The organism is Microbacterium ureisolvens, from assembly GCF_015278315.1.
Taxonomy (GTDB): Bacteria; Actinomycetota; Actinomycetes; order Actinomycetales; family Microbacteriaceae; genus Microbacterium; species Microbacterium ureisolvens.
Genome location: NZ_JADIJE010000006.1, coordinates 186,563 through 212,549 on the forward strand (window position 1 = coordinate 186,563; position 25,987 = coordinate 212,549).

Consider the following 25,987-nt stretch of genomic DNA (forward strand, 5'->3'; position numbering starts at 1 on the left):
GGGAGCGTGTCACCGGCCACGGCGATCGAGGGCGCCGTCGCTAGGCTGTTCGGGTGCTGATCCCGCTCGCCAACGACCCGCGTGATTACTCGTGGGGCTCCCCGTCCCTCATCGCCGAGCTCGAGGGCCGCGCGCCCTCCGGCCGCCCCGAGGCGGAGGTGTGGTTCGGCGACCACCCCGGCGACCCGTCCGAGACTCCCGACGGGCGCACGCTCGACCGGTGGATCGCCGACGAGGGGCCCGACATGGGCATCGCCGAGCCGCTGCCGTACCTGCTGAAGCTGCTGGCCGCGGCATCCGCTCTGTCGATCCAGGCGCATCCGTCGAAGGCGCAGGCCGAGGCGGGCTTCGCCCGCGAAGAGGCCGCGGGCATTCCCCGTGACGCGGGCCACCGCACCTATCGCGACGCCAACCACAAGCCCGAGCTGATCGTGGCGCTCAGCGACACCTTCCGCGCGCTCGCAGGGCTGCGCGACCTCGATGCCACGCGTCGCCTCGTCGCGGCGCTGGGGCCGGGTGCGGCGCCGCTCGCGGAGCGTCTGCAGGGGACGGATGCCTCGCTCACGGCGATCATCGGCTGGCTGCTGTCCGACGGGGCCGACGCCGCGCGCGAGGTCATCGCCGCCGCGGTCGCCGCCGAGTCGGACGAGTTCGCCGCCGAGCTGGAGCTCGCCCGGACGCTCGATGCCGGGTTCCCCGGCGACCCGGGCATCGTCGTGGCGCTGCTCATGAACCTCGTCACGCTGCGGCGCGGCGAGGGGCTCTTCGTGCCGGCAGGCGTGCTGCACGCCTACCTCGAGGGACTCGGCGTCGAGCTCATGGCGGCGAGCGACAACGTGCTGAGGGGCGGCCTCACGCCCAAGCACGTCGACGCGGCGGAGCTCGTGAGCGTGCTCGACCCGACGCCGAGCATGCCTCCGGTGATCACCCCGCGGACCCTGGGAGACGGCATCCGTCGATACGACGTCCCCGTCGCCGACTTCGCGCTGCTCGCCGTCGCGCCGACCTCGGAGGGGGTCGACGTCCCCCTCGACGGCCCCGCGATCGCGCTGGCGACGGCGGGTGCGCCGCGCCTGGCTGCCCGCACCACGGACTCCTCGGCCGCGCTCGCGCCCGGCGACGCGGTGCTGGTCACGCCCGACGAAGGCGGGGTGCGGGTGTCGGGGGAGGGGCAGCTCTTCATCGCCCTGCCCGGCCGGTGACGGACCGCTTCACGGGTTTCTCATCGGACTGTTATCACAGCGCGACACGCCGTCGGCGCGTCGTGAAGGTTCAAGAGCCGGTTGAGCCTTTACTATCTGCGACTTGACCTCACCGAACTACACGGGTGTAATTATCGGTACACGCACCAGCGTGGAGCAGGATCGCAGTACCGAGCAGGATCACGGGGGTGAGAACGACATGACGGTTTCGCAATTCCGTTCCGGCGTTCCCGACGACTGGTTCGTCGATCCGGTTCAACTGGGGGTTCCGGGGGTACGCCGCAACATCGATGCGGAAGAAGATAATCCGCTCGCATGGCAGACCGATGCGCTGTGCGCGCAGACCGACCCGGAGGCGTTCTTCCCTGAGAAGGGCGGCTCCACGCGCGATGCCAAGCGCATCTGCACGTCGTGCGACGTCCGGGGCGAATGCCTCGAGTACGCGCTCCAGAACGACGAGCGGTTCGGCATCTGGGGCGGTCTGAGCGAACGGGAGCGTCGCAAGCTCAAGCGGCGAGCGGGCTGACGCGCACGCCGGTCGGCCGGTTCGATCCGGCCGACCCGGCGCGTGCGCCCGGGGTCGTCCAGGAGCGCGCCTAGGCTGACGAGGACATGCCCGCCGCAACGTCGAACCGAGTCCACGCCGTCCTGGTGGTGCGTCCCGATGGTCGCACTCCCGCGGCGTTCCATCTGCGACGGACCCTCGCTGCGCTCGCCGAGCAGACGCGGCCCGTCGACCTGCTCACGATCGTCCTGTGCGGCGGCGACGAGCATCTGATCGAGATCGCAGATGCCGCAGGCGCCGAGTCCGTCGTGAAGGCGCCGCCCTCGACCTCGTACGCGGCGGCGACGGCCCTGGTCTCGCCGAAGCTCGAGGGCGACGCGCTGTGGCTGCTCGCCCAGGACACCGCGCCGGAGCCCGATGCGCTCGCGCGGCTCGCGGGCGCGCTCGAGCTTTCACCCTCAGCGGCCTTCGTCGCGCCCAAGCTCGTGCGCTGGGACGACCGCTCGGAGATCGTCTCGCTCGGCGTCGGGATGACCCGCTTCGGCCGCGCGGTGGGCCTCGCCGACGGCGAGCTCGACCAGGGCCAGCACGACGCGCGCGAGGATGTGCTCGGCGTGGACGTCCGGGCGATCCTCGTGCGCGCCGACGCGTGGGCGGGGCTGTCGGGCCTCGACCGTGGGCTCGCCGGCGCCGACGAGGGACTCGACCTCGGGGTGCGTGCGCGACTGGCCGGAGGCCGCGTGTCGCTGGTCCCGGCGGCATTGGTGGCCGTCGCGGGCGACGGCGTGGCCGGGCTGCCGAGCCCGCTGACCCCGCAGCGACGGCGACGCGCGGTGTTCGCCGAGCGGGTGGCGCAGCTGCACCGGCGGCTCGTGTACGCCCCCGCGTTCGCCGCCCCGCTGCACTGGCTTTCGCTGCTGCCGCTGGCGCTGTGGCGCACGATCGTCGACCTCGCCCGCAAGCAGCCCGGCCGCATCCCATCGGAGTGGGCGGCGGCCGCGACGGTGCTGGTCGGCATCGTTCCGGTCCTGCGTGCCCGCCGTCGCCTGGCCCGCGCGCGCACCGCGCCGTGGAGCCAGATCGCCCCGCTGCGGACGAGCCAGGGCGAGCTGCGGGAGCGACTCGACGACGATCCCGAGATCGCGATCGGCGGCCACCGCCGCAGCGACCTGAAGTTCTTCGTCGGTGGTGGCGCCTGGCTCGTGCTGGCGGCCCTCGTGCTGTCGGTCGCCGCCTTCCCCGCGCTGCTGGCCTGGCCGGTGCTCGGCGGCGGGGCACTGCAGCCCCTCGCGACGACGGTGGGTCAGCTGTGGGACGAGGCCCTCTACGGTCAGCGCGCGCTCGGCCTCGCCACGATCTCGGCCGCCGACCCGTTCTCCGCGGTCGTCGCGGTGCTCGGCACGCTGTGGCCGTGGGCGACCTCGCGCGCGGTCGTGCTCCTGTGGATTCTCGCGCTGCCGCTCGCGGCGCTCGGCGGCTGGTTCGCGGCGACGCGCGTCACCGAGCGGGCGAGCCTCAGGCTCCTCGGCGGCGCGGTGTGGGCGCTCGCCCCGACGTTCGTCGTCGCCCTCGCCCAGGGCCGCCCGACGGGCGTGATCCTTCACCTGCTGCTCCCGTGGCTGTTCTACGCCGGCGCCGTGGCGCATCGTTCGTGGGCGGGAGCGGGCGCGACATCGATCCTGCTCGCCGCGGTGCTCGCGAGCGCACCGTCGCTCGCCCCGGCCGCGATCGTGCTGTGGCTGGCGGCACTGCTGCTCGCGGTCTTCCTGCGCTCCGGTCGCGGCGTGGCGCGCCTGATCTGGACGCTGATCCCGTCGCTCGCACTCGCCGCGCCGCTGGTGGTGGGCGCCATCGTCAGCGGCCGTGCCTGGGGCCTCCTCGCCGACCCCGGCGTGCCGTGGGCCGGCCCTCAGGTGGGAGCGGACGCGTCCGGCCGAGCCCTCCTGGCCGCCGGCATCCCCACTCCCGACCTCGCCGGATGGGCCACCCTCCTGCCCGACGGGCCGACGTGGTGGGTGCCGCTCCTGAGCGTGCCGCTCGCGCTGCTCGCCCTGGCTGCGCCGCTCACGCAGCGGTGGGCGGTGGGCATCGCGATGCTCTTCGTCACGGCGCTCGGCCTCGCCACCGCCTTCGCGGCCGTCGGCGTGTCGGTCGCCTTCGTGCAGTCGGTCACCGTGCCGCTGTGGCCGGGGACCGGCCTGAGCCTCGGGTGGCTGGGCGCCCTGGGCGGCGCGCTCGTGGCACTCGACGCCGGCCTGGCGCCGCGCGTCGCCCTCGTGCGGGGCCTGGCAGCCGCGCTCGTCCTCATCGGGGCGGGAGTGCTGGCCGTGCCGTCGCTCACGGCATTCACTCGCGAGGCTGCGACACTGGCGAACGGTCCCGCGAGCACGCTGCCCGCGTTCGTCGCCGCCGAGGGGCGGGACGATCCCGACGTGGGCACGATCGTGCTGACACCCCAGTCCGACGGTGGTGTCGCAGCGCAGATCGTGTGGGGCGCGAGCGAGACGATCGGCGGTCAGAGCACGCTGCTTGCGGCCCGTACGACGCCGACCCCGCAGGACGACGAGCTCGCGCTGATCGCCGCTGACCTGGTCACCCCCTCGTCTGAGGACGTCGTGGCCCAGCTCGCCGACCGCGGGGTCGGGTTCATCCTGCTCGCGCCCGCCGCGCCGCCCGAGACGGACGCGGCGCGGACGCTGCGGCTCTCGGCCATGACGGCGCTGGGGCAGCGCGAGACGCTGGTCGTGGTCGGAGACACGGCCAAGGGCGAGCTCTGGCGCGTCGTCGACGAGCTCGCGCCACGAGCCGAGGAGCCGGCATCCGCCATCGCCGCCGGCAGATGGATCGCGTTCGGCCAGCTCGCGGTGTTCGGGATCGCGCTGCTGCTGGCCGTGCCGACAGCGACGTCGGTGCGAGAAGCGCGCCGCACGCCTCGCGTGGTAGGGCCTCACTGGCAGGAGGGACGATGAGCGACCGCCGAGTGTTCCGCTGGGCGACGACGAGCGCCCGGCTGCTGATCGGCACGGCCGTGTCGGTCGGGGCCGTGATCGCCGTCGTCACCGCGGTGTCGGTGCCGTGGCCCACGCTCGACCGGGAGCCGCTGACGGTGCCGGCGACGCCGGCGCCCGCCGCCTCGGTGATCTCGTGCGACGGCCCGCTCCTGTCGATCGGGCGCAATCCGGCGGACGCCGACGCCATCTCGGTCGCAGCGCCGCAGTCCGTGGTCGCCGGTGTGGCCGATGGAGAGCCTCCGGCCGAGCAGCGGCTGGAGACCACCGGAGTCGGCCCCGGCCCGCTCGCTTACACCGCGCCGCCGTTCGACGGCCAGGCCGTCGACGTGGCCGCGACCGGCGCGGCCACCGCATCGGCCGACGACCTCTCGGGCTTCGCTGCTTCGGCCTGCCGCCCGCCGCTGCTGGACTCCTGGCTCATCGGAGGCTCGGGTGCGACGGGCGCCGCCGACCTCGTTCTGATCGCGAACCCCGGCACGGTGCCGGCCACGGTGCAGCTGACGGTGTACGGCGCTGCCGGACCGCAGTCGCCTCCCGGCGGTGTGGACCTGGTCGTGTCGCCCGGAACGCAGCGCGCTGTGCCGTTGGCCGGGCTCGCGTTCGGCGAGGAGACGCCGGTGGTCCGGGTCTCGGCCGTCGGCGCGCCGGTGCACGCTTCACTGCAGGCGAGCATCACCCGCACGCTGACTCCGGGAGGCGTGGACCAGGTGGGGCCGGTCGCGCAGGCGGAGCCGACCCAGGTCATCACGGGCATCACCGTGGAGCGGCCCGCGACCGCCGACGCCGCCGAGGAGGTGACGGTGCTGCGGATGCTGTCGCCCGCGGTCGCCGTCTCGGCCCGGGTGACCGTGACCGCGGTCGGCCGTGCCGAGCCGCTGCGCGAGCCCGAGCAGGTCGCCCTCGAGGCCGGCAAGCCGCTGGAGCTCGCCATCAACGGACTCAGCGCGGGCGCGTACACGGTGACGGTTGCCGCCGATTCCCCGGTCGTCGCCGCGGTGTGGCAGGCGACGGGGATCGCCGCCGGCGACGACTTCGCCTGGTTCACGCCGGCGCCGGAAGTCGCGGTGCCGTCGCTGTTCGCGACGCCCGGCGGACCCACCCCGTCGCTCTCGGTCGTCAACCCGACGGGCGAGCCGGTCGCGGTGGCGGTGACCCCGGCGGGCGGCGGTGCGCCGCTGGATGTCACGGTTCCGGCGAATTCGTCGGTCGCCGTGCGCCTGATGACACGCACCCTCTACTCGATCGACCCGGCGGCCCCGGTGCGGGCGGGACTGTCGTTCGCGGGCGACGGCGCCCTGGCGGGCGTGCCGGTGTGGCCGGCGGATGTCGCCACCCGAGCGGTCATCGTCTACCCCTGAGCCGGCCGACTCCGGAGGGATCCGTCGTGTCAGAAGTAGCGGAAGCGCTCCGGACCGAGATCCCAGGGATCGCGGTCGAGGTACTCGGCGGCCGCACGGAAGACCGCGCCCTCGACCAGCATCCGGCGGTGCAGCTCGTCGTCGCGGTGGAGGTGGCTGAGCCGCTCGATCGGCAGGCGATACAGGATGATCCGGTGCTCATCCGGCAGGACCGTCCACCGCGGGATGCCGTCGTCGCCGGTCGCCGCCGGCATGTCGGCGACCTCGAAGCGCACGTCTCGCAGTTCAGGCCATGCCGACCGCAGGAACTCCGCGGCGGTGCCCACAGACAGGTCGAAGCGGTCCACCCGGGTGTCGAGCGGGGGAAGCGGCGGTCGCACCACGGAGCTGCGCCCCTCGCGACCGTGCCGTCCGTGACGGGACGCGCGCCGCGGCGCGCGCTCGCTGGTCCGGGTCCGACGCCACGCCATGCCCCCATCCTAGGTCGCGGCGGGACGTCCTCAGACGAGGATCGGGGCCTACGTGCGGAGCGGACGGCGTGATCCGCCCCGCATCTCGGCGCACGTCCTCAGCTGAGGACCGACCCCGCCCCGTGACGAGAGCCGAAGCCCCGCGTGGGATCGTGCGGCGCGGCATCCGTCTCCGTGTCCCGGGTGCGCGGTAGCGTCGTCCCGATGCGCGAGAGAGTCTGCTCCAAGGTCGGCTGCGCCCGTGAGGCGGTCTCGACCCTCACCTATGACTACGGCGACCAGATGGCCGCCCTCGGCCCCCTCGGCGCCGTGGGCGACCCCCACGCGCACGACCTCTGCGCGATCCACACCGACCGGCTGTCGGTGCCCAAGGGCTGGGTCGTCGTACGCCACGAGACCCTCCGCGCCTGACCCGGCTCTCGCCGGCGCCCGCGGCGGGCGTCGGAGAAGGCGTGGGAGAATAGGCGGATGCCGACCCACACGCCCGTCGCCACGTCCACCAGCCCTGCCGTCGCCGAGTCCGCGGACGGCTTCGAGTACGAGGTCGCGGACCTCTCGCTCGCGGAGGCCGGCCGGCATCAGCTGCGCCTCGCCGAGAACGAGATGCCCGGACTCATGGCGCTGCGCGAGGAGTTCGGCGCCTCGCAGCCGCTCAAGGGCGCCCGCATCGCCGGGTCGCTGCACATGACGGTGCAGACCGCGGTGCTGATCGAGACGCTGGTCGCCCTCGGCGCCCAGGTGCGCTGGGCGAGCTGCAACATCTTCTCGACGCAGGACGAGGCGGCCGCCGCCGTCGTGGTGGGCCCGACCGGCACCGTCGAGACGCCGGCCGGCGTGCCGGTGTTCGCGTGGAAGGGCGAGAACCTCGAGGAGTACTGGCGCCTCGCCGACCGCATCTTCGACTGGACCGCGGAGGGCTTCGACGGCCCGAACATGATCCTCGACGACGGCGGCGACGCGACCCTCCTCGTGCACAAGGGCGTCGAATTCGAGAAGGCGGGCGCGGTTCCGGATGCCGCAGCCGACGATTCCGCCGAGTACCGCATCGTCCTCGACACGCTCCGCGCGAGCCTCGTGCGCGACCCGCAGCGCTTCACGCGCATGGCGGCCGACCTTCTCGGGGTGACGGAGGAGACCACCACGGGCGTCCACCGCCTCTACGAGCTCGCGGCATCCGGCGATCTGCTGTTCCCCGCGATCAACGTGAACGACTCCGTGACGAAGTCGAAGTTCGACAACAAGTACGGCATCCGCCACTCGCTCCCGGACGGCATCAACCGCGCCACCGACGTGCTGATGGGCGGCAAGGTCGCCTTCGTGTGCGGCTACGGCGACGTCGGCAAGGGAGCCGCCGAGGCGCTTCGCGGCCAGGGTGCGCGGGTCATCGTCAGCGAGGTCGACCCGATCTGCGCGCTGCAGGCCGCGATGGACGGCTATCAGGTGGCACGGCTCGCCGACGTCGCCGACCAGGTCGACATCCTCATCACCGGCACGGGCAACAAGGACGTCGTCACCGTCGACGATCTCCAGAAGCTCAAGCACCTCGCGATCGTCGGAAACGTCGGCCACTTCGACAACGAGATCGACATGGCGGGCCTCGAAGCCCTGCCCGGTGTCGAGCGCATCGAGATCAAGCCGCAGGTGCACGAGTGGCGTCTGCCGGGCGGACACAGCGTGCTCGTGCTGAGCGAGGGCCGCCTGCTGAACCTGGGCAACGCGACGGGGCATCCGTCCTTCGTCATGAGCGCGTCGTTCACGAACCAGGTGCTCGCGCAGATCGAGCTGTTCACCAAGTGCGACGACTACCCGACCGCGGTGTACGTGCTGCCCAAGCACCTCGACGAGAAGGTCGCACGCCTGCACCTTGACGCACTGGGCGTGCAGCTGACCGAGCTCACGCCCCAGCAGGCCTCGTACATCGGGGTGCCGGTAGAGGGTCCGTACAAGCTCGACCACTACCGCTACTGACAGCCGCGACTTTCGGCGCGGCTGCATCCGGATCCCGGGTGCGGGCGGAATACCTTCACGGATGCCCGCCACCCCAGGCCGGGTGCCGCCACACCGAAGGAGCTGGACAATGAAGAACAGGTTCCGTTTCGCCGTCGCACTCGTCGCCGCCTCGGGTCTGGTGCTCGCCGCTGCACCCGCCCACGCGACCGGAGGGTCGGCCCCGACCGGCACGATCGTCGATGTCGCGGTCGCGGCCTCCGGTGGTGGTGCGCCTGACGCGAACCCGTGGGACTACGACCTGCTGGTACAGGCGGTGCTCGCGACGGGACTCGACGCGACCCTCTCCGACTCCGGCACGCAGTTCACCGTGTTCGCGCCGAACGACCGCGCATTCCTCCGGCTCGTGGCGGATCTCACCGGCTCGGAGCCGGCGTCTGAGGCCGACGCCTTGACGGCGATCACCAGCGCGTTCACCGTCGACCAGATCGCCGGCATCCTGCTCTACCACGTCGTCAGCGGCCAGAGCCTCGGACCGATCAAGGTGCTCCTCTCGAGGTCGCTCACGATGGCCGACGGTGGAACCGTCCAGCCGCGCGGAATCACACTCCGCGATGAGACGCCGTCGCTGAAGGATCCGCGACTCGTACCCTGGGCGATCAACATCCAGGCGACGAACGGTGTCATCCACACCATCGATCGCGTGCTCGTTCCTGCTACCTGATCTCATCGGCCGCCCCGCGGCGGGCCCTCTTCGGGTGCACGAGCGCGAGGAGCGACCCGCCGCGGCCGCGGCTCGTCTGACGTCAGCGCTCGGGGAAGCCGCGCGGCGGAGCCGACACGGGCCCCGCCAGCGCGGCGGCGCGGGCGGTCTCGAGCCGCAGCGCGCGCAGCTCGCGCTCGCGGCGCACGGCGACGACGGCGATGAGGAAGCTCTCGGGGTCGACCGCCGGCGCGGGTGAGACGTGCTCGGCGGCTTCGCGGGCGAGGGATGCCGCGACCCTTGCGCGGGCGCCGGGCTCCATGCTCGAGGCGGAGCGGGCGAACTGGGAGAGGCGGCGCGAGAGGCGTTCGGGCAGCCGCGCGACGTCGGCGACGGCCGCCCATTCCGACAGCGTCGGCGGCACCCCGAGCGCGACGTCTGGCAGGCGCGGCGTGCGGGTGCGCTCGGAGTACGTGCCGGCGACGAGGTCGCCGAGACGCTGCGACCGCGGCGTGAAGGCCCCGACGAGGGCCGCCACCGCGCCGACCGTGAACCACAGCTCGAACACGCCGACGAGCGCGCGGATGAAGGCATGGCGGAACCCGGCAGCCCCGCCGTCGGTGCGGACGATCCGCCCGCCGACGGCGAGCTTGCCGAGACTGCGGCCCCGGGTGGTCGTCTCGACGACCGTCGGGATCACGATGAGGACCAGCACGAGCACGACGATCGTGAGGATCGGCACGATGGCCGCGTCGATCGCGCCGAGGCCCGCCAGCCAGGCCGTCACCAGGGCGAACAGCACCAGGAAGGCGACCCCGATCAGCATGTCGATGAAGACGCCCAGCGCGCGCAGGAAGAAGCCCAGCGGCTGCACATCGAGAGCGACCGCCTCTCCGGTGAGCACCTCGTCCTGATGGATGTCGACGATCGCGGGGCGCTCAGCGGTCATGGCTACAGTAAAGCGCATGGACCTCGACGCGTTGACGGCCGCCCGGCGCGAGGAGTGGGCACGGCTCGACGAGCTCAGCCGCACCCGTCGGCTCTCCGGCGCCGAGGTCGACGAGCTCGTCACCCGCTATCGGGCGGCTTCCGCCGACCTCGCCGACGCCAAGACCTCGGCCGGCCGGAGCGTGCAGGGCGACCACATCTCGACGATGCTCGGTCGCGCCCGCCTTCGCCTGACCGGTGCTCCGGAGAACGTCGTGCGGCAGATCCCGCGGTTCTTCGCGCTGCAGCTGCCGGCGGCGCTCTACCGGGTGCGGTGGACGACGGCGGTCATCGCGGCCGCTTTCGTCGCGGTGGTGGCGATCGTGGCGGTCTGGGTCTCGGGAGATCCGGTGCTGGTCGCGAGCCTCGGCAGCCGAGCCGAGCTCGAACAGTACGCCGAGAACGAGTTCACCGAGTACTACAGCGAGAACCCGGCCGCCGTGTTCGCGGGAACGGTGTGGACCAACAACGCATGGATCGCGGCGCAGTGCGTGCTGTTCGGCATCACCGGCGCGTGGCCGGTGATGGTGCTGGTCCAGAACGCCGTCGGCGTCGGCAGCGCGGCCGCGGTCATGGCGGCGTTCGACCGCGGCGACGTGTTCGTGCTCTATATCCTCCCTCACGGTCTGCTCGAGCTGACGTGCATCTTCGTCGCCGGTGCTGCGGGGCTGCAGATCTTCTGGGCGTGGGTGGCGCCCGGGCGGCGCTCGCGCGGCGAATCGCTCGCGTCGGCGGGCCGCTCGCTGGCCACGATCGCGATCGGCCTCATCATCGCGCTCGGGGTGTCGGGTGTCATCGAGGGCTTCGTGACGGCGCAGCCGTGGCCCTGGCCGCTCAAGATCGGCATCGGCGCGGCGGCGCTCGGACTGTTCCTCGCGTACATGCTCGTGGTCGGCCGGCGGGCGGACCGGCTGGGGGAGACCGGCGACCTCACCGAGTACGAAGCCGGCACGCCGACCCTCGTCGCCGGGTGACCCGCAGCCGCATACCACTGTTTTGAATGACTCAAAACAACGGTAGGGTTGAGGCATGACCCCGCACACGCACGTCGATGCGCGCGCCATCGACACGGCGGTACGACTGCGTGCCGCGGGACTGCGGGTCACGGACTCGCGGCGGGCGGTCGTCGAGGCGCTCCGGGCGCACCCGCACGCGAGCGCCGACGCGATCTTCGGCGTCGTGGCCGAGACGCTGCCCGGCACGAGTCTGCAATCCGTGTACAACGCACTCGGCGACTTCGTCGACGCCGGCCTCGCCCGCCGCATCGAGCCCGCCGGGCACCCGGGCCTGTTCGAACTCCGTGTCGACGACAATCACCACCACCTCATCTGCTCGCGCTGCGGTGCCGTCGAAGACGTCGACTGCATCGTCGGCGCGGCGCCCTGCCTGACGCCGTCCGACGCGCACGGCTACGCCGTGCAGGTGGCCGAGGTGACCTTCTGGGGCGTGTGCCCCACGTGCGCCGAGGCGGAGGCGGCCGCCGTCGATGCCGGTGCCGCCGGCGCACCCCTGTGACGTCCTGTCCGAATCCATAGCCCACCCCGATTGGAAGGAAGCCATGACCGACACCAACGAGACGATCCCCGAGATCGGTGAGAACCCGACCGACGTGGATCAGGCGGTCACGCCGATCGACACGCCGGTCGACGAGCGCGAGGACGGCGAGACCCGCCCGCGCCCGAACGAGACCGAGGGCTGCCCCGTCATCCACGGCGGTCAGCCGCACCCCACCACCGGCAACGCCAACAGCGTGTGGTGGCCGAACCAGCTGAACCTCAAGATCCTCGCCAAGAACCCGGCGGTCGCAAACCCGCTGGGCGAGGACTTCGACTACAAGGCGGCCTTCGAGTCGATCGACCTCGCCGCGGTCAAGGCCGACATCGCCGAGGTGCTCACGACTTCGCAGGACTGGTGGCCGGCGGACTTCGGCAACTACGGCCCCCTCATGATCCGCATGGCGTGGCACAGCGCCGGCACCTACCGCATCACCGACGGCCGGGGTGGCGGCGGCGCGGGCCAGCAGCGCTTCGCGCCGCTGAACAGCTGGCCCGACAACGTCAACCTCGACAAGGCACGTCGTCTGCTCTGGCCGGTGAAGAAGAAGTACGGCCAGTCGCTGTCGTGGGCCGACCTCATGATCCTCGCGGGCAACGTCGCGCTGGAGTCGATGGGCTTCAAGACCTTCGGCTACGCCGGCGGCCGCGCCGATGTGTGGGAGCCCGACGCCGACGTGTACTGGGGCCCCGAGACCACGTGGCTCGCCGACGAGCGCTACTCGGGCGACCGCGATCTCGAGCGTCCGCTCGCCGCCGTGCAGATGGGCCTCATCTACGTCAACCCGGAGGGCCCGAACGGCGAGCCCGACCCGCTGAAGTCCGCGCGCGACATCCGCGAGACCTTCGGGCGCATGGCGATGGACGACGAGGAGACCGTCGCCCTCATCGCCGGTGGTCACACCTTCGGCAAGACGCACGGCGCGGCGCCCGACACGAACGTCGGCGACAACCCCGAGGCCGCCGGCCTCGAGGAGCAGGGCCTGGGCTGGCGGAACAGCCACGGCACCGGTCACGGCGACGACACCATCACCTCGGGCCTCGAGGTCACGTGGACCTACCACCCCACCCGCTGGGACAACGAGTTCTTCCACATCCTCTACGCGTACGAGTGGGAGCTCATGCGCAGCCCGGGTGGCGGCCACCAGTGGCGGCCGATCAACGGCGGCGGCGCCGACATGGTTCCGCTCGCGCACTCGAACGGCCGTCGGGAGCCCCGCATGCTCACCAGCGACCTGGCGCTTCGCACCGACCCGGCGTACGACAAGATCTCGCGGAAGTTCAAGGACGACCCCGAGGCCTTCGCCGACGCGTTCGCCCGCGCCTGGTTCAAGCTGACGCACCGCGACATGGGCCCGATCGAGCGCTACCTCGGTTCCGAGGTCCCTTCGGAGGAGCTGCTCTGGCAGGATCGTGTGCCCGCCGTCGACCACGAGCTCATCGACGCCGCCGACGCGGCGGCGCTCAAGGCGCAGATCCTCGACTCGGGGCTGACGGTCTCACAGCTCGTCGAGACCACGTGGGCTGCGGCATCCTCGTTCCGCGGCAGCGACAAGCGCGGCGGCGTCAACGGCGCCCGCATCCGCCTCGCACCGCAGAAGGACTGGGAGGTCAACAAGCCCGCGCAGCTGGCCACCGTGATCGCGAAGCTGGAGCAGATCCAGGCTTCGTTCAACGATGCGCAGACCTCCGGCAAGAAGGTGTCGCTGGCCGACCTCATCGTCCTCGCGGGCAACGCGGCGGTCGAGAAGGCCGCCAAGGACGCCGGCGTCGAGGCCGAGGTCGTGTTCCACCCCGGACGCACCGACGCCACGCAGGAGCAGACCGACGCGCAGTCGTTCGCGTTCCTCGAGCCGATCACCGACGGGTTCCGCAACTACTACGGCCCCCGCGCGTTCATGCCCGAAGAGCACCACCTCATCGACCGCGCGAACCTGCTCACGCTCAGCGCGCCGGAGCTGACCGTGCTCGTCGGCGGCCTTCGCGTGCTGGGTGCGAACTGGGACGACTCCGACTACGGCGTCTTCACCGACCGCAAGGGCGTGCTCACGAACGACTTCTTCGTGAACCTGCTCGACCTCGGCACCACGTGGAAGCCGCTCGACCCGGGCTCGCACGCCTTCGCCGGTTCGAAGGACGGCTCGGGCGCGCCCGTGGGGATCGGCACGCGCGTCGACCTGCTGTTCTCGTCGAACTCGGAGCTGCGCGCCGTCGCCGAGGTCTACGCCTCGGACGACGCGAACGAGAAGTTCGTGCGCGACTTCGTCAAGGCGTGGGGCAAGGTCACGGAGCTCGACCGCTTCGACCTCTCCTGACCCGCACACACCAAGAGCGGCCCGTCCCCGATCCGGGGGCGGGCCGCTCTCGTGCGAGTACGGTTACGGGACGCGCGCCTCGGCCTGCACCGGCGGCAGCGTGCCCTTGGGCTCGAAGAGGGCGCGGTGGAGCACGCCGGCCAGCAGTCCGCCGACGATGGGGAACACGATGAACACCCACAGCTGCGACAGCGGCCCGACGCCGCCGTAGATCGCTGCCGCGATCGAGCGCGCCGGGTTCACAGACGTGTTGTCGATCGGGATCGAGATGAGGTGGATGAGCGTCAACGTGAGGCCGATTGCAAGTGGTGCGAGCGCCGCCGTGCCGCGCGTGGAGTGCGTGACGCCGAGGATGATCAGGACGAACACCGCCGTGAGGAGGATCTCGGCGATGATCGCGGCGCCCAGACCGAACCCGCCGGGCGACAGCTCGTCGTAGCCGTTGGACGCGAAGCCGCTGTCCTGGGCGTTGGCCAGCCAATCCCCGGTTCCGAAGATGCCGATCAGCACGATCATCGTCGTGCCGAGAGCGCCGCCGATCACCTGCGCGATGATGTAGCCGACCGTGTTCTTCCACTCGAACCGCCCAGCGGCGGCCAGCCCCAGAGTGATCGCGGGGTTGAAGTGGCCGCCGGAGACGGGTCCCCACGCATAGGCGCCAGCGACGACGGTCAGACCGAAAGCCAGCGAGACTCCCACGAAGCCGATGCCGAGCGGGTTGTTCTCGGAATCCGCGGGGAAGTTCGCCGCGAACAGCGCCGAGCCGACGCCGCCGAAGACGAGCAGAAACGTTCCCAGTGCCTCCGCGACGAGCCTGTTCACCGTGGTGGGCGGGATGGTGGTATCCGACATGGCGGACTCCTTTCCTCGTCGCGAGGTTAGCGGTACGTCCAGCCGATTCCCAGGAACCGGGGGCGGAGTGTCCGACTGCGACGCCCGTTCACCCGAGGTTTCGCGGCGTGTTCAGGTGTTCGTCGCCGATCGTTGCGATTCCGGATGCCGCGTCCGCCGCGGCTCGATCAGAGGCGTCCGGCCGCCTTGAGGGCCAGATAACGGTCGGCGATGCGGGGCGGCAGGTCGTCCGGCCCGGCCGTGATCGCCTCGCCGCCGGCGCGCCCGATCGCCGCCCCGACCACCGCGGCGTCCTGCGCGCTGCGCTCGATCGCGGCGGCGCGGTACACATCGACGGCATCCGGGCGCTCGGGCGGCGACTCGGGCTGGTCGGTGACCGTGCCGACCAGCACGTGAGCGCTGCGCGCGATCGCGGGAAGCGACCCGAGGAACCCGCGGGCCGCCTCGGCGGCGTCCTGCGCGGTGAGGAGCACGACGAGGGACGGCCGCGACGTGAGCGCTCGCACCTGCGCGAACGCGGCGTCCCAGTCGGTGTCGATGAGCTGCGGCTCGACGGGCGCCATGGCGTCGACGAGCGCGGGCAGCAGCGACGGGCCGTCGACGCGCGTGACGCGGGCCCGGATCGCGCGGTCGAACATCAGCAGGTGCACGTGGTCGCCGGCGCGGGTCGCGAGGGCGGCGAGCAGCAGCGCGGCCTCCATCGCGGCATCCATCCGCACGCCGTCGCCCACGCGCGCCGCCGCCGTGCGGCCGGTGTCGATCACGATCACGACGTGACGGTCCCGCTCGGGACGCCACGTGCGCAGCATCGTCGTGCTCGCGCGTGCCGTCGCGCGCCAGTCGATCGAGCGGACGTCGTCGCCGCGCACGTATTCGCGCAGACTGTCGAACTCGGTGCCCTGCCCGCGCACCTGCACGCTCGTGTTGCCGTCGAGCTCCCGCAGTCGCGCCAGGCGCGAAGGCAGGTGCCGGCGCGCGGTGAAGGGCGGGAGCACGCGGATGGCTCCCGGCTCGTCGATGCGGGTCTGGCGTCCTGCGAGCCGCAGCGGTCCGTCGGAGCGCACCACCACGAAGCGCGAGCGCAGCTCGCCGCGCCGGCGGGGGAGGAGCGGGACGATGACGAGGCGGGCTTCGCCGGGCGGGATGTCGATCGTCGCCCGCTCGGCCGGCGCGCCGGCGGTGGGCTGCCACGCGTCCCTCACGCGGCCGCGCAGGGGGCGCTCGCCGGTGTTGCGCAGCACCATCTCGGCGCCTACCGGCTGACCCAGCAGCACGCGGCGCGGCATCCGTCGCATCACGGTGATCCGCCGCGGGTCCGGTGCCGCTGCCGCGTCGGCGAGCGCCAGCACGAGGCACAGCAGGATCCACCCGGCGGCCGCCAGCCACGCGTCGACGCCGGCGAGCGACAGCAGCACGACGGGCACCGCCCCGAGGGCGACCAGCAGCGGCGCACGACCAGTCAGGTACACGGCGTCAGATGGGAACGCGGGTCTGCTGGATCACCGAACCGAGCACGGCGTCCACCGACACGCCCTCGAGCTCTGCGTCGGGGCGCAGGCGGATGCGGTGGCGCCAGGTCGGCACGAGCATCGTCTGCACGTGGTCGGGCGTGATCGCGGGGTAGCCGCCGAGCCATGCCCACGCCTTTGACGCCGCCAGCAGCGCGGTGGCCGCGCGGGGGCTCACCCCGAGCTGCACCGAGGGGCTCCGGCGCGTGGCCTGCGCGAGGTCCACGACGTAGCCGAGCACGTCGTCCGAGACGGTGACGGATGCCGCGGCCCGCTGTGCGGTGCGGATCTCGTCGGCGCTCGCGGCCCGCCGCAGGCCCGCCCCCGCCAGGTCGCGCGGGTCGAAGCCGCTCGCGTGACGGCGCAGCACCGCGAGCTCGGCATCGCGCGACGGCACCTCGACGAGGAGCTTCAGCAGGAAGCGGTCGAGCTGCGCCTCGGGCAGCGTGTACGTGCCCTCGTGCTCGATGGGGTTCTGCGTGGCGGCGACCAGGAAGGGGTCGGGAAGGCGGCGCGTGACGCCGTCGGTCGAGACCTGACGCTCCTCCATCGCCTCCAGCAGGGCCGCTTGCGTCTTCGGGGGCGTGCGGTTGATCTCGTCGGCGAGCACGACGTTGGTGAACACCGGACCTTCGCGGAACTCGAACTCGCCGGCCTTCGCGTCGTACACGAGCGAGCCCGACACGTCGCCGGGCATGAGGTCGGGCGTGAACTGGATGCGCTTGGTGTCCAGCCCGAGCGCTGTCGAGAACGCGCGCACGAGCAGGGTCTTGGCCACGCCCGGCACCCCCTCCAGAAGCACGTGCCCGCCGGCGAGGAGCGCGATCAGCAGGCCGGTCACGGTTCCGTCCTGGCCGACGACCGCCTTGCCGACTTCGAGCCGCACGCGGTTCATCGCCTCGCGCAGCGCGGTGTCGTCGAGCGGGGCGGACGCATCGGTCGCTGCCGGGGTCGGCACCACGGGCGTATCCGTCATCGGGGGCTCCTTTCGGGGCGGACGGCCGCACGGACGGCGTCCTCGAGATCTCTCAGTCGTGTGCTCAGAGCGACGAGCTCGGCGTCGCCGGTGGGGATGTCGTCGATCAGGATGCCGCGCACGGCGCTGCGGTCGGCGCCGATGCGCGCCGCCGTCGCGTCGGCGATCTCGGGTGCGGCCGCGTTCGGGCCGAGACCCTGCAGGGCGGCGAGGCGCCGGAGCGTGCCGATGCGGAGGCGGTCGGCGGCGTGCAGCGGGTCGCCCGCGCGGGCGTAGAGCCGGGCCCTGCCCTCGGTCGTCTCGGAAGCGCGCACGGTGACCGGCAGGCGCTCGGTGACCAGCGGGCCGAACCGGCGCCCGCGCCAGATCGCCGCAGCCACGCCCGCCACCAGCAGCAGGACGATCACGGGGCTCACCCACGGCGGCGTCAGCTCGCCGAGGGACGGGTCGACGTCGGCGAGGTCGGTGTCTCCCGCGCCCGGCACGTACCAGACGACGAGCGGATGCCGCCCCATGAGGTTCACCGCCAGCGCGGCGTTGCCGTCGTCCGCGAGCCGCTCGTTCGTGAAGAGGGCCCGGCCGTCGACCGCGGAGAGGCGACCGGCATCGGTCGGCTGGGTCAGCAGACCGAAACCGTCGCCGACCGGATAGCAGCCGTCGGCGTCGGGTCCGGCGCTGTACAGCCCGCCGGGCGAGACCGCGCCCGCTCGGACCGCGTCACCCACGTCGCAGCCGGGGGCCACCGTCGCATCCGGCGCGACGCCGGCCGGTGCGGAGCCGGGAAGGAGGAGCTCGAGGGTGCGGGCGCGCGGCTCGATCAGCACGACGTCCGCCGCGGATCCCGCGAGGGCCGCGACCGCGTCGTCCGAAAGCGCGGGCGCGTCGGGAAGCACCAGCGTCGCGGAGCCGTCTGCGAGCGCGGTGGCGGCCGCGGCGCGGTCGCGCGCGATGGTGACCTCGACGCCGTGGTCCCGCAGGATCTCGGCCAGCGCCCGGGTTCCCCCTGGGCCTGTCGAGGCGGGGTCGAGGGCTTCGCGCTCCGCCCACTGGTTGGCCGCCGAGATCGCGCCGCCGATGCCGCCGATCACGAGCAGCGCCAGCCCGATGGCGATCCACGCGGCCACCCGGCGGCGACGCCGGGGCGGGGCATCCGTCGCCGTGTCCACCGTCGGCTCCGCGACCGTCGCGCTCATGCGGGAACCTCGTCGCGCACGGCCGGCCGGGCCGACGTGACCGCCTCGTCGACCGACGCGACCAGCCGGTACAGCTCGGCGGTGCCGGGCCGGCGCAGGTAGCGCACGTCGTCGAACGCCGTCGCCGCGTCTTCGAGGTCCGCGGCGAGGGCCGGGAAGGCGCGCGCGGCGGCGCGGGCGAAGGCGTGCACGGTCGCGCCCGGCGGCGGGTCCACCACGCCGCGCTCGAGGCATCCGCGGGCGAGCGCGCGGAAGCGCAGCACGACGGCCGCCTCCCAGTCCGCGACACCGGCCCTCTCTTCGGCTGCTGCCCGCAGCTGCGCGGCCGAGCGCCCCTCGGCCTCGCCGAAGAGGAGCGGCGTGCGCGCTGCGGCCCGCCGGGTGACGCGCGGCACGCCCCACACGAGGAACGCCGCCACGATCACCACGGCCACCACGATCGCGGCCACGAGTGCGAACGTCGAGCCCCAGCCGCCCGATAGATCCGGGCTGAACAGCGATGCGATGAAGTCGCCGATCGCGCGCGCGATGCGGTCGAACGGCGTCGGCTGGGCGATGTCGTAGGCGGGGTCGGAGAGCTCCTGCTCGGCCCAGCGGCGGGCCTCGTCACCGTCGGGGGTGAGCGGCGGGACGGCGTCGGCCGAGCGGGCGAGTGCCGGCCGCATCGCGGACGTCAGGCCCACGGCGACTCGCGGTCAGTGCCGTCGGCTCCTGCTCCGGGGGCGGTCCAGGCGGTCGGTGACGGCTCGGGCGAGCCCGCTTCGGCCGGGGCGGGCGTCGGGTCGGCTGCCGCAGCGGCCGGTGCCGGCGACGCCGGGTTCGGGGGAGCGGCGACGGGGCCGGGAGGCCGGCCGGCGTCAGGAGCGCCGTATGCCCCCCGGGCGCCGTATGCCGGCGGGGCGCCGTACGCAGGCGGGGCGCCGTACGCCGGTGCGGCGCCGTACGCCGGTGCGGCGCCGTACGCCGGTGCGGCACCGTATCCTGGCTGGCCGCCGTAGCCGGGCTGGGCTCCGTATGCCGGTGCGGCACCGTAGCCGGGCTGGGCAAGGTAGCCGGGCTGGGCACCGTAACCCGGCTGCGGCCCATACCCGGGCTGCGCCACGGGTGCGCCGTAGCGGGGCCCGGGCGCACCCGCGTAGACGGGATACCCCTGCGGCCCGTACGAGCCCGGCACGCCGCGCGGCGCGATCGCGCGGCCGACGTGCTCGCGATAGGGGTCGGGAAGGGCGGTGGCGCCGGCATCCCGTCGCTCCACGTACGCGAGAAGGTCGAGGTCGAGACCCTCGCGGCGCATGCGGCAGTCGATGTAGATGAGCGCGGTCGCGGTGGACTGCACGACGACCGCCACCGACTGCAGCAGCAGCGTCAGCACCTGGGTGAGCAGCGCCGCCGCGATGAAGCCGATGAAGGCCGAGGGCTCGGCCGCGCCGGTCGGCGCGATGATCGTCGTGAGGCCCATCGACAGGAAGCTCATGGGCAGGCTCACCACCTGCGCGACGGTCGCGAAGATGACGCTGATGACGAGGATGATGCCCAGCGCCGGCCAGAAGCGTCCGCGCGTGAGGGACCAGGAGCGCGAGAGGGCCTGCAGGATCGTCGCGTGCTCGACGATGATCGCCGCCGGCACGAGCAGCAGCTTGATCATGAGCCACCACGTCAGCGGGATGGCCGCGACGATCACGGCGATCGTCAGGCCGATCGCCGCCGCCGGTGCGGCCATGGCGATGCCGATGATCGCGAACACGACGATCGCGATGAGAGCGACGATGGCCAGGATCAGCAGCAGCGAGTATCCGATCAGCCGCCAGGCGATCGGCTTCACCTGACGCCACAGCGCGCCGATGGTGAGCTTCTCGGCGACCGCGGCATGGGTGACCTCGACCACCACGATGCCCTGGACGATCACGCTGAGCGCTCCCGCAGCCAGACCCAGCACGATGCCGGCCACCGCCGTGAGGCCGATCGAGCCGGCCATGACCGTGTCGTACTCCTCGGTTCCCGGCTGCAGTGTGTCCAGTCGCGAGAAGCTCGCCCACATCACCCCGAGCACGCCGGCGAGCACGACGACGTAGGCGAGGGTCTGCACGACGAGCGCGAAGCCGAGGAGCACGCGGGGATTCTGGCGCAGCGCCGCGAACGAGCGGCCCAGGATCGTGCCGAACGACAGCGGGTGCAACGGGATGATGCCGGGGCGGGACGCCGGCGTCCAGGCCGGGTACGCGGTCACGGTATCCCCCTTCCGTCGGCCGCGCGCCGTGGGCGAGCGGCGCGGCACGGTCCTTCGTCGGCGTGTCCCTATCGTTCCACATCGGACGGATGCCGCATCCGCCCTCTCCACACTCTCGGCGCCCGTTCGGGCGAGGCTCGGCCGGAGCACAGCCGGTGTCGACTACTCTGTGGGAAGCGCATGGGGACGGCGCGTGCCGTCTGTGCCTGGAGAGAAGGAACGAACGCGCGCGATGACTTCACGCATCCTGGTGGTCGACGACGACACCGCCCTCGCAGAGATGATCGGCATCGTGCTGCGCACGGAAGGATTCGAGACCGTCTTCTGCGCCGACGGGGCCCAAGCCGTCGACGCGTGGCGCACCGAGCGCCCCGACCTCATCCTGCTCGACCTCATGCTTCCCGGTATGGACGGCATCGAGATCTGCACGCGCATCCGCGCGGAGTCCGGCATCCCGATCATCATGCTCACCGCGCGCACCGACACGTCCGATGTCGTCAAGGGCCTCGAGTCGGGCGCCGACGACTACATCGTCAAGCCGTTCAACCCCAAGGAGCTCGTCGCGCGCATCCGCACGCGGCTGCGCCCCGCGAGCCAGCCGGCGAACGAATCGCTGCGCATCGGCGACCTGACCGTCGACGTGGCCGCCCACGAGGTGCGCCGCGGGGACGGCCCGATCGCGCTCACGCCGCTGGAGTTCGAGCTGCTCGTGGCGCTCGCGTCCAAGCCGCAGCAGGTGTTCTCGCGCGAGATGCTGCTCGAGCAGGTGTGGGGCTATCACTACAAGGCCGACACGCGACTGGTGAACGTGCACGTCCAGCGGCTCCGGGCCAAGGTCGAGAAGGACCCTGACAACCCGAAGATCGTCACGACGGTGCGCGGCGTCGGATACCGCGCCGGCGCCGTCGTCTGAGGTCGCCGTGACCGCGCCGACCACGGGCGTCACGGGAACGGTGACGACCGCGCCACCGGCCCGCTGGAGCCTCTGGCGTGCGTGGCCGCGCAGCATCGCGGCGCTGTGGCGCAGTTCTCTCCGCTTCCGGACGATCCTCGTCACGATCGGGCTCACGGCGCTCGCGGTCATCGTGGCGTGCGTGTGGATGGCCCTCGCGATCCAGAACGACCTGTTCGCCTCGCGCAAGGACCAGGTGCTGCTGGACGCCGAGCAGGCGCGCGCCGCCGCGCAGCGCACCCTCGACGCCGCGGTCCAGAGCGAGGCGGTGCGCATGGAGAACGTGATGACGCTCGCGTTCACGGCGCTGCGCGACCAGTCGTCGGCCCGCATCATGTCGGCGTACCGGATCGGGCCGCCCGTGCCGAACGCGCCGCAGGACCGCAGCACGGCCGAAGAGGTCATGCCCGACCTGCTCACCACCTCGATGCGCGCCCTGGTGCGAGCCAATCCCGATCAGCAGATCTGGCAGCCCGTCGAGCTCCCCGCCGGCGGCGCCGCGGGCGCACCCGGGATCATGGTCGGGCAGCAGCTCAGCATCCCGGGCGTCGCCTCCTACGAGCTCTATCTCGCCTACGACCTCGCGAACGCGCCCGAGACGCTCACCTTCGTGCAGCGCACGCTGTGGGTCGTGGGCATCGGTCTCGTGCTGCTGATCAGCGGCATCGCGTGGTTCGTGCTGCGCTCGGTGACCACCCCCATCAGCGAGGCGGCCGAGACGAGCGCGAAGCTCGCGGCCGGACGCCTGGACGTCAGGCTCGAAGTGCGCGGTGAGGACGAGCTGGCGACCCTGGGCCGCTCGTTCAACGCCATGGCCGACAGCATCGAGTCGCAGATCAAGGAGCTCGCCGACCTCTCGCTGGTCCAGCAGCGGTTCGTGTCGGACGTCTCGCACGAGCTGCGCACGCCGATGACGACGATCCGCCTCGCGGCCGACATGATCAACGACCAGCGCGACGAGTTCGACCCCGCCACCGCTCGGGCCGCGGAGCTCCTGAACGCCCAGGTGCAGCGCTTCGAGACGCTCCTCACCGACCTGCTCGAGATCAGCCGCTACGACGCCGGATCGGTGCAGCTCGAGCTCGAGCCGACCAGCCTCGCCCACCTCGCCGAGGACGTGATCGGCTCGATGCATCAGCTGGCGGAGCAGCACGGCACCGACGTCCGGCTCGTCGCACCGGGTGGATACTCGCCCGTCGACATGGACCCGCGCCGCGTCCGCCGGATCGTGCGCAACCTGCTGGGCAACGCGATCGAGCACGGCGAGGGCCGCCCCATCGTCGTCACCGTCGACAGCAACCAGCAGGCGGTCGCGATCGGCGTCCGGGACTACGGCATGGGCATGAACCCGGAGGATGTCGAGCACGTCTTCGACCGCTTCTGGCGTGCCGATCCCTCCCGCAAGCGCACGATCGGCGGCACGGGACTGGGACTGTCGATCGCGATGGGCGACGCGAAGCTCCACGGCGGTGAGCTGGCCGTCTGGTCGGGGCTCGGCCGTGGCACCAACTTCGTGCTCACCCTCCCGCGGCAGGCCGCTCCGCTGGGCGGCGCCTGGCCGATCCCGGTGGATCCCGGCGACGACGCGGCGTTGGACGACCTCGGGCTCACCGCCCCCATCGATCTTCCCGGCGACGAGGGCCGGCCGGAGGCAGGCGCCGGAACGGATGCCGCCGCCCGAGGAGGCTCCGCATGACCCGGGTACGCGGCATCCTGGCGCTCATCCTGGCCCTCTGCGCGGTCGTGGTGACCGGCTGTGCGGGCTTCCCGACGAGCGGGCCCCCCGAGTACGGCCTCGAGAACGGGAACACCGGCAACGGATCGTCGAACGTCGTCTTCATCCCCAACCGGCCCCAGCCGGGAGCGACGCCGCAGCAGATCGTGGAGGGGTTCATCGACGCCGGCTCGGGACCCGGCGTCGCGGGCGACTGGGCGGTCGCTCGCGAGTTCCTGGCCCCGTCGGTGCGCGACCAGTGGAAGCCCGAGGCCGGTGTGGTGGTCGACGAGCGCGGGGAGCGCGACTACGTCGAGAGCGGCGAGGGGATCGTGGACTTCGCCTTCGACGTCGTTGCGACCGTCGACGACCGCGGCGCCTACGAGCGCGCGGAGCTCGCCCCCGGCAGCCAGGTGTTCCAGCTCGCGCAGCAGACCGACGGGGAGTGGCGCATCACCAACGCCCCCGACGGCATCTGGCTGGACGAGGAGCAGTTCCCGACCGTCTTCCAGCGTTACCCGCTCATGTACTTCGACCCGTCGTGGCAGTATCTCGTGCCCGACGTGCGATGGTTCCCGGCGGCCAAGAGCGCTGTGAGCATCACCACCGCGCTCGTCAACGAGCCGCGCAGCGAATGGCTCGCAGAGTCGGTCGCGACCGCGTTCCCCGACGGGGTGACCGCCGCGGCGACGGTTCCCGTCGACGACGACGGTGTCGCCGAGGTGGCGCTGTCGGAGGGGATGCTCGGAGCCAATCGCGAGGCCGTCGACCGCATGCTCACGCAGCTGGAGGAGAGCCTTCGAGCCGCCGGGGTCTCCGAGGTCGTGATGACTGTCGACTCGACGCCGATCGACGCGGAGACTGTGGCGGTGCGTTCGACGCGCGTTCCCGCGGCGCCCCTCGTGCTGACCGAGGAGGGCTTCGGCTTCCTCACCGGCGACGAGCTCGACAAGATCCCCGGACTCTCGGCCGCCGTCGAGGCGACGTCGCCGACGAGCGTGCAGGTCGGTCCCCAACGCGACTTCGCCGCCGCGAGACTCCAGTCGGGCGTGGTCGCGCGACTGAGCGCCGCCACCGGCGACGGCGAGCCGATCGATACGCGAGGCGGGCTGATCGATCCCACCATCGACGAGGACGGCGTGGTGTGGAGCGTGCCCCGCGACGACCCGTCCGCCCTCCAGATCTACCTGCCCTCGGGCGACGTGTTCGTGGTGGCCGATGCGTGGAGCGGGGCGACCGCGATCGGAGCGATGGCGCTCTCGAGGGACGGCACCCGCATCGCGGCCGTCGTCGCGGCGGGCGGGCGCACCATGCTGTGGGTGGCCGGCGTCGTCCGCGACGCCGACGGCGTGCCCGAGCGGCTGGCGCAACCGCTGCAACTGGCGCCGGTCGGGGGAGCCGTCGTCGGAGTGACCGACCTCGGCGTCACCTGGATCGACGACGCCAGCATCGCCGTGCTCTCCAGCGGCGACGGCGACACCACCGTCATCGAGCAGGTCATCGGCGCTCCCACGTCGACGTCCAGCGCTGCCGCCGACATGGCTTCGATCGCCGGCGGCACGGGGGTCTCGAGCCTGCGCCTACGGGCCGACGACGGCACGCTCTACGTCAAGCGCGGCACCGCGTGGCAGCCGACCGCCACCGGCGTGCTGGTGCTCGCGACCCAGCAGGGCGCCCCGCAGTAGCCCTTCCTCCCCACGACGATCGCCGCGGCGATTCTCCACGGGTCGCGCTGCGGGACGCGGACGGATGCCGCCACCCGGCCAGGCTGGCCGGGTGATGCGAGAGTGGGCTCTGGGCGTGCGGGAGGCGTGCGCCGATGCCCTGGCGCTGCTGCTGCCGGTCTCCTGCGCCGGATGCGACGAGCCCGACGTCAGCCTGTGCGAGCGATGTGCGCTGGCACTGTCGCCGGATCCGCGGCGGCAGGTCGTCGAGACCTCGGCGGGACAGGTCGTCGTATGGAGCGGCCTCGCCTTCGACGGCGTCGCCGCCCGCGTGCTGCGGGCGATCAAGGAGGACGGCCGCACCGGTCTGGCCGTAGCTCTGGCGCCGGCGCTGACGGCTGCGCTCGGGCGGGCGGGGGCGGCGGATGCCGTCCTGGTGCCCATGCCCACCTCGCGCGAGGCGTACCGGCGTCGCGGGTTCCGCGTTCCCGACCTGCTGATCCGCCGCGCGGGGCACCGCCCGGGCCGGCTGCTGCGGCACGCCCGACGGACGGCCGACCAGCGCGGTCTCGACCGTGCCGGCAGGCGCCGCAATGTCGCCGGAAGCCTTACGGTGAGGATTCCCATCGACCGGGCACAGGTGCCCGACGCGCGGCTCGGAGGGGGCCGGAGCCCGGCCTCGGCGCTGCGCGTGGTGGTGGTGGACGACGTCGTGACGACCGGCGCGAGCCTCGCCGAGGCGGTGCGCGCGCTGCGCGCGGCGGGCCTGGAGGTGGTCGCCGCGGTCACCGTCGCGGCCACGCCCAGACGCCGGAGCATACCCGGGTGAACGGCATCCGTCGCATTCGAA

At 72.6% G+C, this 25,987-nt stretch carries 22 protein-coding genes; 14 read left to right on the forward strand and 8 right to left on the reverse strand.

The window, feature by feature from the left end; translation table 11 throughout:
* Window positions 1-53 precede the first annotated feature (53 nt).
* From manA to IM767_RS11515, 4 genes are all read left to right on the forward strand, one after another.
* Window positions 54-1,202, forward strand: a complete 1,149-nt coding sequence (gene manA, locus IM767_RS11500) for a mannose-6-phosphate isomerase, class I (RefSeq protein ID WP_109209948.1) — start codon at window positions 54-56, stop codon at window positions 1,200-1,202.
* Window positions 1,203-1,401: 199 nt separating this feature from the next.
* Window positions 1,402-1,728 carry a WhiB family transcriptional regulator gene (locus IM767_RS11505; RefSeq protein ID WP_082497093.1) on the forward strand — a complete coding sequence of 109 codons (327 nt, stop codon included), beginning with the start codon at window positions 1,402-1,404 and terminating at the stop codon, window positions 1,726-1,728.
* An 86-nt stretch (window positions 1,729-1,814) separates the two neighbouring features.
* On the forward strand, window positions 1,815-4,676 hold the full coding sequence (locus IM767_RS11510) for a glycosyltransferase (RefSeq protein WP_109209949.1): 2,862 nt from the start codon (window positions 1,815-1,817) through the stop codon (window positions 4,674-4,676).
* Complete coding sequence (locus IM767_RS11515; RefSeq protein WP_109209950.1) at window positions 4,673-6,076, forward strand: DUF5719 family protein; 1,404 nt, start codon at window positions 4,673-4,675, stop codon at window positions 6,074-6,076. Before IM767_RS11510 ends, IM767_RS11515 begins: the two co-directional genes overlap by 4 nt.
* A 29-nt stretch (window positions 6,077-6,105) precedes the next feature.
* Here the strand turns inward: IM767_RS11515 and IM767_RS11520 are convergent, their stop codons facing one another.
* Window positions 6,106-6,546, reverse strand: coding sequence for a metallopeptidase family protein (locus IM767_RS11520; RefSeq protein ID WP_194398870.1), 441 nt, complete (start codon window positions 6,544-6,546; stop codon window positions 6,106-6,108).
* A gap of 204 nt (window positions 6,547-6,750) precedes the next feature.
* On the opposite strand from IM767_RS11520, the gene IM767_RS11525 reads away from it, so the two are divergent.
* The 3 genes from IM767_RS11525 (at window position 6,751) to IM767_RS11535 (ending at window position 9,217) form a co-directional block, all read left to right on the forward strand.
* Complete coding sequence (locus IM767_RS11525; protein WP_109210080.1) at window positions 6,751-6,957, forward strand: DUF3499 family protein; 207 nt, start codon at window positions 6,751-6,753, stop codon at window positions 6,955-6,957.
* 57 nt (window positions 6,958-7,014) lie between these two features.
* Window positions 7,015-8,514, forward strand: a complete 1,500-nt coding sequence (ahcY, locus tag IM767_RS11530) for an adenosylhomocysteinase (RefSeq protein ID WP_109209951.1) — start codon at window positions 7,015-7,017, stop codon at window positions 8,512-8,514.
* 109 nt (window positions 8,515-8,623) lie between these two features.
* Window positions 8,624-9,217 carry a fasciclin domain-containing protein gene (locus tag IM767_RS11535; RefSeq protein ID WP_109209952.1) on the forward strand — a complete coding sequence of 198 codons (594 nt, stop codon included), beginning with the start codon at window positions 8,624-8,626 and terminating at the stop codon, window positions 9,215-9,217.
* A gap of 82 nt (window positions 9,218-9,299) precedes the next feature.
* Here the strand turns inward: IM767_RS11535 and IM767_RS11540 are convergent, their stop codons facing one another.
* Window positions 9,300-10,145 (reverse strand): RDD family protein, encoded by an 846-nt coding sequence (locus IM767_RS11540; protein WP_109209953.1) that lies wholly within the window; start codon window positions 10,143-10,145, stop codon window positions 9,300-9,302.
* 16 nt (window positions 10,146-10,161) lie between these two features.
* Here IM767_RS11540 and IM767_RS11545 point away from each other — a divergent pair, with 16 nt between their 5' ends.
* Genes IM767_RS11545 through katG form a run of 3 tightly spaced genes read left to right on the forward strand, consistent with a single transcriptional unit; the run spans window position 10,162 to window position 14,051 of the window.
* On the forward strand, window positions 10,162-11,157 hold the full coding sequence (locus tag IM767_RS11545) for a stage II sporulation protein M (protein WP_109209954.1): 996 nt from the start codon (window positions 10,162-10,164) through the stop codon (window positions 11,155-11,157).
* Between the two features lie 55 nt (window positions 11,158-11,212).
* A complete protein-coding gene (locus tag IM767_RS11550; protein ID WP_109209955.1) occupies window positions 11,213-11,698 on the forward strand; it encodes a Fur family transcriptional regulator in 486 nt (161 codons plus the stop codon).
* Window positions 11,699-11,741: 43 nt separating this feature from the next.
* Window positions 11,742-14,051 (forward strand): catalase/peroxidase HPI, encoded by a 2,310-nt coding sequence (gene katG / locus IM767_RS11555; RefSeq protein WP_109209956.1) that lies wholly within the window; start codon window positions 11,742-11,744, stop codon window positions 14,049-14,051.
* Window positions 14,052-14,114: 63 nt separating this feature from the next.
* On the opposite strand, the gene aqpZ is transcribed toward katG, so the two are convergent.
* The 6 genes from aqpZ to IM767_RS11585 all read right to left on the reverse strand — a co-directional run bounded on the left by aqpZ (window position 14,115) and on the right by IM767_RS11585 (window position 20,807).
* On the reverse strand, window positions 14,115-14,903 hold the full coding sequence (gene aqpZ, locus IM767_RS11560) for an aquaporin Z (protein ID WP_109209957.1): 789 nt from the start codon (window positions 14,901-14,903) through the stop codon (window positions 14,115-14,117).
* 167 nt (window positions 14,904-15,070) lie between these two features.
* Complete coding sequence (locus IM767_RS11565) at window positions 15,071-16,372, reverse strand: DUF58 domain-containing protein (protein ID WP_109209958.1); 1,302 nt, start codon at window positions 16,370-16,372, stop codon at window positions 15,071-15,073.
* Window positions 16,373-16,376: 4 nt separating this feature from the next.
* Window positions 16,377-17,387, reverse strand: coding sequence for an AAA family ATPase (locus IM767_RS11570; RefSeq protein WP_109209959.1), 1,011 nt, complete (start codon window positions 17,385-17,387; stop codon window positions 16,377-16,379).
* Entirely contained in the window at window positions 17,384-18,580 is a 1,197-nt protein-coding gene (locus tag IM767_RS11575; RefSeq protein WP_198425874.1) for a DUF4350 domain-containing protein, read from the reverse strand. Before IM767_RS11575 ends, IM767_RS11570 begins: the two co-directional genes overlap by 4 nt.
* Window positions 18,577-19,263, reverse strand: coding sequence for a DUF4129 domain-containing protein (locus tag IM767_RS11580; protein WP_109209960.1), 687 nt, complete (start codon window positions 19,261-19,263; stop codon window positions 18,577-18,579). Before IM767_RS11580 ends, IM767_RS11575 begins: the two co-directional genes overlap by 4 nt.
* Complete coding sequence (locus IM767_RS11585; protein WP_109209961.1) at window positions 19,254-20,807, reverse strand: glycerophosphoryl diester phosphodiesterase membrane domain-containing protein; 1,554 nt, start codon at window positions 20,805-20,807, stop codon at window positions 19,254-19,256. The genes IM767_RS11580 and IM767_RS11585 overlap by 10 nt, the downstream gene beginning before the upstream one ends.
* Window positions 20,808-21,039: 232 nt before the next feature.
* On the opposite strand from IM767_RS11585, the gene mtrA reads away from it, so the two are divergent.
* The 4 genes from mtrA to IM767_RS11605 all read left to right on the forward strand — a co-directional run bounded on the left by mtrA (window position 21,040) and on the right by IM767_RS11605 (window position 25,966).
* Window positions 21,040-21,720 carry an MtrAB system response regulator MtrA gene (mtrA, locus tag IM767_RS11590; protein ID WP_109209962.1) on the forward strand — a complete coding sequence of 227 codons (681 nt, stop codon included), beginning with the start codon at window positions 21,040-21,042 and terminating at the stop codon, window positions 21,718-21,720.
* Between the two features lie 7 nt (window positions 21,721-21,727).
* On the forward strand, window positions 21,728-23,455 hold the full coding sequence (gene mtrB / locus IM767_RS11595; RefSeq protein ID WP_109209963.1) for an MtrAB system histidine kinase MtrB: 1,728 nt from the start codon (window positions 21,728-21,730) through the stop codon (window positions 23,453-23,455).
* Window positions 23,452-25,158, forward strand: a complete 1,707-nt coding sequence (locus IM767_RS11600; protein ID WP_109209964.1) for an LpqB family beta-propeller domain-containing protein — start codon at window positions 23,452-23,454, stop codon at window positions 25,156-25,158. Before mtrB ends, IM767_RS11600 begins: the two co-directional genes overlap by 4 nt.
* Window positions 25,159-25,252: 94 nt before the next feature.
* On the forward strand, window positions 25,253-25,966 hold the full coding sequence (locus tag IM767_RS11605) for a ComF family protein (protein ID WP_109209965.1): 714 nt from the start codon (window positions 25,253-25,255) through the stop codon (window positions 25,964-25,966).
* Window positions 25,967-25,987 lie beyond the last annotated feature (21 nt).

Excerpts from the sequence above, each read along its gene's own strand:
- IM767_RS11505 (WP_082497093.1), top strand. The coding sequence starts at position 1,402 with ATGACGGTTTCGCAATTCCGTTCCGGCGTTCCCGACGACTGGTTCGTC.
- IM767_RS11510 (WP_109209949.1), top strand. The coding sequence starts at position 1,815 with ATGCCCGCCGCAACGTCGAACCGAGTCCACGCCGTCCTGGTGGTGCGT.
- IM767_RS11515 (WP_109209950.1), top strand. The coding sequence starts at position 4,673 with ATGAGCGACCGCCGAGTGTTCCGCTGGGCGACGACGAGCGCCCGGCTG.
- IM767_RS11520 (WP_194398870.1), bottom strand. The coding sequence starts at position 6,546 with ATGGCGTGGCGTCGGACCCGGACCAGCGAGCGCGCGCCGCGGCGCGCG.
- IM767_RS11525 (WP_109210080.1), top strand. The coding sequence starts at position 6,751 with ATGCGCGAGAGAGTCTGCTCCAAGGTCGGCTGCGCCCGTGAGGCGGTC.
- ahcY (WP_109209951.1), top strand. The coding sequence starts at position 7,015 with ATGCCGACCCACACGCCCGTCGCCACGTCCACCAGCCCTGCCGTCGCC.
- IM767_RS11535 (WP_109209952.1), top strand. The coding sequence starts at position 8,624 with ATGAAGAACAGGTTCCGTTTCGCCGTCGCACTCGTCGCCGCCTCGGGT.
- IM767_RS11540 (WP_109209953.1), bottom strand. The coding sequence starts at position 10,145 with ATGACCGCTGAGCGCCCCGCGATCGTCGACATCCATCAGGACGAGGTG.
- IM767_RS11545 (WP_109209954.1), top strand. The coding sequence starts at position 10,162 with ATGGACCTCGACGCGTTGACGGCCGCCCGGCGCGAGGAGTGGGCACGG.
- IM767_RS11550 (WP_109209955.1), top strand. The coding sequence starts at position 11,213 with ATGACCCCGCACACGCACGTCGATGCGCGCGCCATCGACACGGCGGTA.
- katG (WP_109209956.1), top strand. The coding sequence starts at position 11,742 with ATGACCGACACCAACGAGACGATCCCCGAGATCGGTGAGAACCCGACC.
- aqpZ (WP_109209957.1), bottom strand. The coding sequence starts at position 14,903 with ATGTCGGATACCACCATCCCGCCCACCACGGTGAACAGGCTCGTCGCG.
- IM767_RS11570 (WP_109209959.1), bottom strand. The coding sequence starts at position 17,387 with ATGACGGATACGCCCGTGGTGCCGACCCCGGCAGCGACCGATGCGTCC.
- IM767_RS11575 (WP_198425874.1), bottom strand. The coding sequence starts at position 18,580 with ATGAGCGCGACGGTCGCGGAGCCGACGGTGGACACGGCGACGGATGCC.
- mtrA (WP_109209962.1), top strand. The coding sequence starts at position 21,040 with ATGACTTCACGCATCCTGGTGGTCGACGACGACACCGCCCTCGCAGAG.
- IM767_RS11600 (WP_109209964.1), top strand. The coding sequence starts at position 23,452 with ATGACCCGGGTACGCGGCATCCTGGCGCTCATCCTGGCCCTCTGCGCG.
- IM767_RS11605 (WP_109209965.1), top strand. The coding sequence starts at position 25,253 with ATGCGAGAGTGGGCTCTGGGCGTGCGGGAGGCGTGCGCCGATGCCCTG.